The sequence below is a fragment of the Synergistaceae bacterium genome (genome assembly GCA_012728235.1).
Lineage (GTDB): Bacteria > Synergistota > Synergistia > Synergistales > Synergistaceae > JAAYFL01.
On record JAAYFL010000133.1, the window covers coordinates 1 to 8,830 of the forward strand.

The 8,830-nt window shown below is 37.6% G+C and carries 11 protein-coding genes; 4 read left to right on the forward strand and 7 right to left on the reverse strand.

The features are described 5' to 3' along the window. Positions 1–143, forward strand: a 143-nt coding sequence (locus GXZ13_07260; protein NLX75602.1) for a hypothetical protein, incomplete at its 5' end; no start/stop codon positions are given. Positions 144–369: 226 nt separating this feature from the next. Here GXZ13_07260 and GXZ13_07265 read toward each other — a convergent pair. The 7 genes from GXZ13_07265 to GXZ13_07295 form a co-directional block, all read right to left on the reverse strand. Beyond that, entirely contained in the window at positions 370–1,827 is a 1,458-nt protein-coding gene (locus GXZ13_07265; protein NLX75603.1) for a relaxase/mobilization nuclease domain-containing protein, read from the reverse strand. Further along, positions 1,827–2,207, reverse strand: a complete 381-nt coding sequence (locus GXZ13_07270) for a mobilization protein (protein ID NLX75604.1) — start codon at positions 2,205–2,207, stop codon at positions 1,827–1,829. Before GXZ13_07270 ends, GXZ13_07265 begins: the two co-directional genes overlap by 1 nt. Positions 2,208–2,484: 277 nt before the next feature. Continuing rightward, entirely contained in the window at positions 2,485–3,447 is a 963-nt protein-coding gene (locus GXZ13_07275; protein ID NLX75605.1) for an AAA family ATPase, read from the reverse strand. Beyond that, complete coding sequence (locus tag GXZ13_07280; protein NLX75606.1) at positions 3,444–4,394, reverse strand: DNA primase; 951 nt, start codon at positions 4,392–4,394, stop codon at positions 3,444–3,446. The genes GXZ13_07275 and GXZ13_07280 overlap by 4 nt, the downstream gene beginning before the upstream one ends. 97 nt (positions 4,395–4,491) lie before the next feature. Then, positions 4,492–4,941, reverse strand: a complete 450-nt coding sequence (locus GXZ13_07285) for a hypothetical protein (protein NLX75607.1) — start codon at positions 4,939–4,941, stop codon at positions 4,492–4,494. Next, a complete protein-coding gene (locus GXZ13_07290; protein ID NLX75608.1) occupies positions 4,928–6,013 on the reverse strand; it encodes a site-specific integrase in 1,086 nt (361 codons plus the stop codon). Before GXZ13_07290 ends, GXZ13_07285 begins: the two co-directional genes overlap by 14 nt. Beyond that, positions 6,014–6,199, reverse strand: a complete 186-nt coding sequence (locus tag GXZ13_07295; GenBank protein NLX75609.1) for a DNA-binding protein — start codon at positions 6,197–6,199, stop codon at positions 6,014–6,016. A gap of 186 nt (positions 6,200–6,385) precedes the next feature. Between GXZ13_07295 and GXZ13_07300 the strand changes: the two genes are divergently transcribed. From GXZ13_07300 to GXZ13_07310, 3 genes are all read left to right on the forward strand, one after another. Then, a complete protein-coding gene (locus GXZ13_07300; protein ID NLX75610.1) occupies positions 6,386–7,015 on the forward strand; it encodes a helix-turn-helix transcriptional regulator in 630 nt (209 codons plus the stop codon). 12 nt (positions 7,016–7,027) lie between these two features. Continuing rightward, a complete protein-coding gene (locus GXZ13_07305; GenBank protein NLX75611.1) occupies positions 7,028–8,614 on the forward strand; it encodes a site-specific DNA-methyltransferase in 1,587 nt (528 codons plus the stop codon). Beyond that, a partial coding sequence (locus tag GXZ13_07310) for a hypothetical protein (GenBank protein NLX75612.1) occupies positions 8,607–8,830 on the forward strand: 224 nt, incomplete at its 3' end. The genes GXZ13_07305 and GXZ13_07310, both read left to right, overlap by 8 nt.

Genomic DNA, 8,830 nt, shown 5'->3' on the forward strand with positions numbered 1-8,830 from the left:
ATGGCATGACCTCAGACTGGGCCAGGATACCCTTTGATACCCTAGAAACCATCTCCAAAAGAATAACCTCTGAAGTAAATGGAGTTAACAGAGTAGTCTATGACATAACCACTAAACCACCTTCAACAATAGAGTGGGAGTGAAGTAACAAAATTGTTACTGTTACAGAAATCCTTGTAAACAAAGGGTTTCAGAGATTAACGGCTCAAAAATTATGGAAATTGAAGTCGCAATGATACTAAAATTCGAAAAAACGACCTAAAAAGGGAGTTGTTGAATTTGTCTTGATTTTTTAAATAAGGCAAAGAAATAGCACATAGATTTTGAAGTCTGGCTTCTGGTCTATGTGCTTTTTTGAAGAAGTTCGTATCATCGTTCCTCTTGTGCTATTTTCTTATCTTTAGACTTCTTTTGTTCCTGATCGGCTTCTTTGTGCTTCTGAATCTCTTTTAGAATACTGGTAGGTTCAGATTTTCCTTGATTCATATAATCATCAAAGTTCTTTTCAATCTGCTTTAGCTGCTTGAATTCCTTGCCTAGTTTCTTATGATCGGTTGCCAGTTGCTCACGCTGAGCTTGTAGCTTATCTAGCTGGGTGTTGAGCTTTTTAAAGACCGATTTATCTTTCATGCCATTATCTACCAGTGTTTTTAGATGAAGGTGTTTTTTGATGAAGAAATCAACTTGTTTCTCTGATTTTTCATAAGCTTCAATGCCACTCTTGTTCATCATGTAGAAGATTTTATCGTTCGGATTTTTCTTGTAGCCATCATAATGAGCTTTCTTTTCCATACAGACCTGGATGTGTTTGATGATTTCCTTGATGTCTTTTTGCTCTTGAGTTAGGTGGTCAAAGTTTTGCTTGATTTCATTTCTATCAAAGGAAAGTTTATGAATTGCCCTGCCTAATTCTTCACGACTATTAAAGCCAAGTTCTCGCATTTGAAGAACAGAAGATGAAGCAGTTTGAAGATTATGCTTACTTGCCCAGTGCTTGTAAGCAGGGTTGTTTTGAATCTTTTCATTGTTCTTGGTATCGACAATGGAATCCAAATCCTTTGTTCTTTGAGCCAGTGGTATATCAATCCGTTTTCGTAATTCTGCTTCTGAATAATCATCACCAATGGTCTTGGCACGTGTAAATCTTTGTTTATCTTTATGCTTAAAGGCAATGTATTTACCTAGCTTAATTTCATAACCAAGATTCTTCATGGCATTAAGAAAATCATTCCAGTCCTGTGATTTCTCAATAGTCTTGTCTATATCTTTTTGTAGCTTGCTCTTGAAGTTAGAGCCTTGCTTATCGGTGTTCCAGTCATACCAGCCAGTGAACCTTCTCTTAGCAATTATATCGATATCAGCCCGTACTTCTGAATCTAACACAGAGAGATTGTGTTCCATACAAAGCCTGTCACTTTGATTTCTAATGTTCATATAGGAACCGTAGTAGGAGTGATAAACCTTGCCTTCATCAACATCAACGGAGTTAAAAATGATGTGATTGTGGATATGGTCTTTGTCGATATGGGTGGCAAGTACATACTCGTACTTACCACCTAAAACCGACTCACAGAGCTCTAAACCAACTTGATGGGCTTCTTCAAAACTAACTTCATCTGGCACAAAGGATTGAATCAGATGATGAGCCAGTATCTTCGTTCTAGAGTTAAATTGTTTCCTAGTTAGCTCAAATTCTTTATCCGCATATTCACGGCTACATAGGTGCGTAGAGACATAGATTTCATCGTCAGTTTTATCGGCATTACAGATATAATCGATTGCTTTCTTGAGAGTTGTTTTGATGGGATGAATTGATGTAACAGCCATTATCCAACAATCTCACTAATCAAATTATTAGATACCATAGACCGAAACTCAAAGAGCATTTGGATTTCTTTTTGTAGAACATCTTGAATATTTTCAAGCATTATTTTCTCAATAGAGCCAGACATGTTGGTATGTTTAGCAATCTGATTGATGTTAGCAGCATTACGACTTACGAGCGATTGAAGTTCTCGGAGCTCTTTTGCAAACTCACCACTTACATCAATGCTGATGATTCGATTCTTCATGATGGAATCAAGATAAAATTCTCTTTTGGTTTTATAACCAGAACGATTGAAGCGTCTGTTTAGTTCTTCCATTTCTTCTTCGTTTACCATGAAATGAACGGTATGATTATTGGTTCTCTTAATTTCATTGGTCATATATATTTCCTCCTGGCTTTTTGTTTTTGGGTTTCAGGGTGTCCCTGATTAATAAATTTGGTACAAATTTCAAGCCTACTTTTGAGACTGCGGTCAAAAAGTATATGCTTGCTATCAACTAAAAGTATCTGAAATTGATTTTCTTATTTTCAAATAGGACTAGCACAAAGGAGCCCATAAATAGGACTCCCTCATGATTTACCGTTCATACCGTGCAGAGCGTGCGACATTCGGGGTATAGGGAAACATTGAACGGTATGCACGGTCTTCACGGTAATTAGTACACTACATCCTCTGGCAGATACTTAATGGAATAGATGTTGTTGTTTTTGCTGCGTTTAGAAGTTACTGTGATGCCATTCTTACTTAGCACATCTTTATTTCTCTGAATCGTTTTGCCAAACTGCTGAGGACTTTCAATGTCGAGTTTAATCTTAGAACAGATATCGACAATGGTTCCTTCAAACTCATGAATCTTAGGCATCGCCTGCACTAGTCTTTGAATAGATGGTTCAAGGGACTCAATTGGGTCGATTTGATCCAGTTCAAGAATCTTTCTTTGCGGATTAATTTTGACTTGATAGGCTTTGGATTCAAACAAGCGGCTTGTGACATCCAGCTTAAATTCAGTATCAAATTCCGATGGCTTATCAATGGCAATGATGGTATCAACTGAACCCGATAACGCTTGAGATCCAATCACTTTTTCGCTGACACTTTTCACACTAGAATCTTTTTTAGTATGATACATCATGATGAAGGTGCAGCCATATTTCTCAATTAACTCATAGTACTTTGCCATGATTTCATAGGTGTCACTGTAATCGTTGGCATTATACTTTCGGTCATATTTGATTTTGGAGAAGGTATCAACGACAAAGACTTCATAACCCTCCTGTGTATCATTTTTAATGATGGATTCAAAGGTTTCAAAGTCGACATAGCTTGTTCCCTCATAGAATTTCATATCAGCAGAACAAGGGATATCCAGTCTCTTGATTCGCTCTTGAATGAGGCTTCCAGAAAGTTCATTGCAGTAATAGACAACCTTTGTTTTCTTGACTACTTGATTTAGGAAATCAACACCTTCATGGATACAAAGTCCGAGATTAAGTCCTAAAGCTGTCTTTCCTTTTTTAGGTGAAGCAACGATGAGGGTAATGCTCTTTCTAGCAATCAGATTATCAACAATGAACTTATCACCAACGTCAAAGGCTGTTTCAATGGTATAGGATTTCATCGGCTAAGCTCCTTTCGTTGCGGCTTCATAAACTGGTAATCCCAGAAGTTTTGGTGACCAATTTGATTTGCTTTTTGGATGCTTTTCCTTAGATATTTCAGATAGGAAGCTTCATTGTTTCTCTTGCTTCCTTCACCCAAACGACTGAGGGCAGATTGTAGGAAAATCGACTCCATCAGCTGACTATTGGCATACGTAAAGCTTCTAAGAAGTAGCAGTAGAGTAAAGTCATCCTTACTCCAGTCGCCACTTAAATTGGAACCATAAAAAAGTTCTCTTGCTCGTTGGTTAAAACGACACATGGTATCAATAATAGTTCTGCTATCGGGTAACTCTCCTGTGCTAGTTGGTGCTTCTGATAAGGCTCTAGTTTGAGCTCTAGGGGCATAATCTTGGTACAGTTGATTCAGTTCCTTGTCATAATCTATTAATGCTCCTGAGCCTTTTAAGTGCCTTGAATCGACATCACCAGTCATGGCAATGCAGTGGTTATCTTGATAGATTTCAATACCATTGACCTGGCTATTAATGTTACCTAGCACTCGCCCTTTACAAAAGATATGAATACCTTCTTTTGACTGGGAAAGCTCCATATAACTGCCCGTAAAGGTCTCTATGATTGCTTTTGATAGTAGGTTTAGGGAATCATTTTCAAGGCAATGGTCGAGGTCAATACATGCAAATGGATCATCACTTGAAAGCACAAATGCAAGACCATCAACTTCTGAATGAACTAGCACAGAAAGTGCTTCTTCAAAGCTTGTCCACATCTTTTTGCTATTCCAATCACTGGCAGAAAGAGTTAATGCACTCATTGGAATTTTAGCGATTTTTGTTTCACCATATCGGTTTGTGCGTGGTATTTTTTTAAAGACAACCCACTGGGGGCTGTCTTGTAATTCTTTTGGAATGTTTTTTTGATATTGATTTATTAGTTTTTCTTTCATCTGTTCCTCCTGTTTTTATTGATAATGGAGGTACAAGCTGGTAAACTAATCTTGTCTAGGGATGGTTTACCAAGTGTACTTCCATCTTGCCCTCCGCTTAGGTGCTGGGGGCGTTTTTTATTGCTGCTTTTATAATCTCTAGTATGGTTTCTAACTCACTTTGCTTAGCTTCTGATAAATCCTTGTAACTGCTCAATCGACAGAGTTCTTCATGGATGGATTGCAGGCTACTACGACATTTAGCAATTACATTTTGAGTGGCTGCAACTTGGATGGGTGCTTCTAGAATCGCCTTTGTCATATACTCTTGCCTTGAAAGTCCTGATAGAGCAATCTTTGCAAATATCTTTTCTCTATCTTCCTCAGAAACTCTAAAGGCAATGGTCGTGGAGAGAATTCTGTTTTTATCAGATTCTTTGTGTTGCTCTTTACGAATCTCATTTTTATTTTCTTCTAACGCTTTCCACTGGGCTTTTGTAAGCCTTTCTGCTTGTGGCTTCTTCTTTTCGACTACTTCTTTGTAACTTGGAAATTTAGGAGCTTTCATTGCCAGTCTCCTTATTTAGCCTATTTGCCATATCGACTTGCTTATTTGGGAACATATGACCATAGTCCATGAGCACCTTGAGACTTTCATGACCAGTTCTAGCTGCAATATCTACTGGGGTGAATCCCATTTCAATTAGTAGTGATATATGGCTATGACGAAGGGCATGAAGCTTGATTCTTTTAACGCCAGCAATCTTAATTCCACGATCCATTTCTTTATTGAAATAGCTTTTGCATTTTGGGAAGATAGGAACTTCATCTTCAAAGTATTCAATCTTTAGGAAGTAATCTTTAAGCTCATCAACTAGGAAATCTGGCAAGGTAATTGTTCTCTTGCTTTTGGCTGTCTTAGGGTCGGTCACGACTTCTTTTCCTTGGATGGTTTGGGTTGATTTACTGATTCTCATCGTCTTTTTTTCAAAATCAAAATCAGGTTTTGTCAAAGCTCTTAATTCGCCAAGTCGAATCCCAGTCCAGTACAAAATCTCAAAGGCATAGAATGAAATATCCTTGTCTTTAACGGCTTCTGAAAACTTCAAATATTCTTCTTTCGTCCAAAACTCAACTTCTTCATCACTTTTTCTTTTTCCGATACGACCAGTAACTTTACATGGATTTTGCCTTAAGCCATAGAAGGTAACGGCGTGATTAAAAATTGCACTGAGCTGGGCGTGAATGCTTTTTAGATAGGTTGGCTTATAGGTGTTCCCTTCTGCATTTTCCATCGTCATCAGAACATTGTGCCATTTCTTTACAGTGACAGGTTTTATCTCGTTCATTTTAAGTTCCCCGAAGAAAGGCAAGATTTTTGTGGTAATCATATGCTCTTTACTCATCCAAGTATTTAGCCGAACCGTCTCTTTGACATCATCTTTGTAGAGCTCATAGAAATTTTCGAAGGTCATGTTGAGAGAACCAGACATCTTGATGGTGAAGTTTCTCTCGAATGTGGTGGCTTCTTTCTTGGTTGGAAATCCTCTTTTCATTTTCTTATGACTTTGGTTGTCCCAGTCCTTGTAGTAGAACGAGACATACCACGTTCCTGCTTTTTCGTCTTTGTAAGCTGGCATTTATTTTTCCTCCTTTGCTTTGTAAATTTGTTCCATGAAATACTGTTTGTTAATACGCCCCCTAAGAGTCAGAAAGCCTTGCTCAGCTAGCTTTTCATTCAGTTCACGAATGATCTGATAAGCTTTTTGCTGCGAAACGTTTAGTATATCGGCTACTTCTCTAGAAGTTAGGAATAATTTCTCCATTGTGCTTTCCTCCTTTCTTGAGCGGAACATTTTTGTTTCTGCTTGATTATGATTATATGTAGCATATTTGTTTCTGTCAAGGCTTTTTTATTTTCTATTTGCTTTTTTGGAGATTTTTATTGTTTTTTGTTGACCTAGCGGTTAGAATAGAAGTAGCAAATATGTTTCGTATAAGGAGGATGTCTTATGGCTTCAGGATATTTATTTAAAAAATTCAGAGAATTACGTGGGTTAACCCAAAAGATATTAGGGGACAAAGTGAATTTAAGTGATGTCCGTATCAGACAATATGAGTTAGATATGAGGAACCCCAAAGACGATACTCTGGGGAATATTGCTGAAGCTTTAGATGTAAAGCCTGAATACTTGAAAGATCCAGTGTATCCCTACGATTTTGACGAAGTGGTTAGGCTACTGTTTAAACTTGAGGATTCAATCCCAATAGCAATCGGTAAATCTAGAATGGCCGATACAGAAATCCATACAGTTGCTTTCTTAGGACATAACATACTAAAAATGGATCAAGCTCTGAATGCTTGGAGGCAGATGCAAAATCGCTTCATGGATGAGGAAATCACTTGGGAAGAATATGAGGACTGGAAAGCTAACTGGCCGGATAGCATGGATGAAAACTATAAATTCAATCGTCAAAATGGCTCAAGTACCTCTTACAAGAAATATATCGACCGAGCACAAATGCAAGATGACTTCTTAGCCTATAGAGAAATGATTGAAGAAAGAGGTCATAAAATAGAAAAAATGGTAGTGGATTTTGATGATGAACCCAAAAATACAAAACGAAAAAAGAAAAAATAAGGTGGAGATGGAATGGCGAATAAACTGGAATTAACTTGGTATGGCAAAGAAGATAAAATCTCTGTAGAGCCAAGATTATTAATAGAAAACAAAGAACTTTCAAATACAGAGCATGACGAAAACACCGAAAACATCTTGATTCACGGTGATAATTTGCTTGCACTAAAAGCCTTAGAAAAGAAATATTCTGGCAAGGTGAAATGTATATATTTGGATCCACCCTATAACACAGGCAGTGCCTTCGAACATTACGATGACAATTTGGAGCATTCGACTTGGTTGAGTTTAATTAAGCCAAGATTAGAAATACTAAGAAATCTTCTTTCAGATGACGGAAGTATTTGGATAAGCATTGACGATGATGAAGGGCATTATTTGAAAGTGCTTTGTGATGAGATTTTTGGAAGGAATAATTTTGTTAACACAGTAATTTGGCACAAAAAACATACCAGATCAAACGATGCGAGATGGTTTTCAGATAACCATGATTTTATATTGGTTTATGCAAAAATCAAAGAAATATGGAAGCCGAATTTATTGCCCAGAACTGAAGAAAGCATAAAAGGATATACAAATCCAGACAATGACCCTAGAGGGGTTTGGGCTTCGGGTCCATGTCATGCAAAAACGCCAAATGAAAAAGATATTTATCCCATAATAACTCCATCTGGGAGAGTTGTATCACCGCCACCAGGAACCTCTTGGAGATTTTCACAAGACAAAATGAATAAACTAATTGAGGACAACAGAATATGGTTTGGAGCTAAAGGTGACAATGTTCCTAGGTTTAAAAGATTTCTTACTGATGTACAAAATGGGTTTGTACCAACAACTCTTTGGTTCAGGGATGAAGTTGGTGACAATCAAGAAGCCAAGAAGGAAGTTAAACAAGTAGACAAAGATGATGTTTTCTCTACACCAAAACCTGAACGCTTAATTGAACGAGTTCTAACGCTCGGAAGTAACGAAAACGACCTCGTCCTTGACTCTTTCTTAGGTTCTGGCACAACAGCAGCAGTTGCTCATAAGATGAATCGTAGATGGATTGGTATCGAGATGGGAGACCATGCCTATACTCATTGCAAGGTTCGTCTAGACAAGGTTGTTGATGGCTCTGATAAAGGTGGCATTACGAAGTCTGTCGATTGGCAAGGTGGGGGAGGTTATCGCTTCTATGAACTAGCTCCTACCCTTATTAATATGGATGCTTTTGGCGAACCAATCATTAATAAAGAATATAGTGCTGAAATGCTTGCCAGTGCTGTTGCTCTACACGAAGGCTTTGAATTTTATCCTTCAGAAGAATACTTCTGGAAACAATCCAAGGGAAATGAAAAATCCTTCTTATTTGTAACTACAAGGCATATTGATGTGAACTTTTTGTCTGGTATCCATGAGTCAATGGAAGATGGTGAGTTCTTGATTATTGCTTGTAAGTCCTATGACCAGAAGGCAGAGTATCAATTCTCTAATATCAAGGTAAAGAAGATTCCTCAAATGCTTCTTGAAAAATGTGAGTTTGGAAAAGAAGATTACAATTTGAATATTGTAAATCCTCCTGTTTATCTAGATGACGAGGAGGATGAATGTGATGAATAATTTTGACCAGTACACCATTGATTACATCAGCGGTGTTATGTCACTTCGTAAACCTCAAAGAAGAGCCTTAGAGATTTTAGATGACATTTTCAACTATGTTCACCCAACTAAGAATATGAACTTAGAAGTTGCTCTTGAAGAAGTCAAGAAGCGTTATCCTATCTGCACTGATTTTGAAAGGGACTTCATGTCATTAGCTTTTGTTTTGGCTACAGG

Bases quoted from the DNA above. Each gene is read 5' to 3' on its own strand.
- GXZ13_07265 (NLX75603.1), bottom strand. From the start codon at position 1,827: ATGGCTGTTACATCAATTCATCCCATCAAAACAACTCTCAAGAAAGCA.
- GXZ13_07270 (NLX75604.1), bottom strand. From the start codon at position 2,207: ATGACCAATGAAATTAAGAGAACCAATAATCATACCGTTCATTTCATG.
- GXZ13_07275 (NLX75605.1), bottom strand. From the start codon at position 3,447: ATGAAATCCTATACCATTGAAACAGCCTTTGACGTTGGTGATAAGTTC.
- GXZ13_07280 (NLX75606.1), bottom strand. From the start codon at position 4,394: ATGAAAGAAAAACTAATAAATCAATATCAAAAAAACATTCCAAAAGAA.
- GXZ13_07285 (NLX75607.1), bottom strand. From the start codon at position 4,941: ATGAAAGCTCCTAAATTTCCAAGTTACAAAGAAGTAGTCGAAAAGAAG.
- GXZ13_07290 (NLX75608.1), bottom strand. From the start codon at position 6,013: ATGCCAGCTTACAAAGACGAAAAAGCAGGAACGTGGTATGTCTCGTTC.
- GXZ13_07295 (NLX75609.1), bottom strand. From the start codon at position 6,199: ATGGAGAAATTATTCCTAACTTCTAGAGAAGTAGCCGATATACTAAAC.
- GXZ13_07300 (NLX75610.1), top strand. From the start codon at position 6,386: ATGGCTTCAGGATATTTATTTAAAAAATTCAGAGAATTACGTGGGTTA.
- GXZ13_07305 (NLX75611.1), top strand. From the start codon at position 7,028: ATGGCGAATAAACTGGAATTAACTTGGTATGGCAAAGAAGATAAAATC.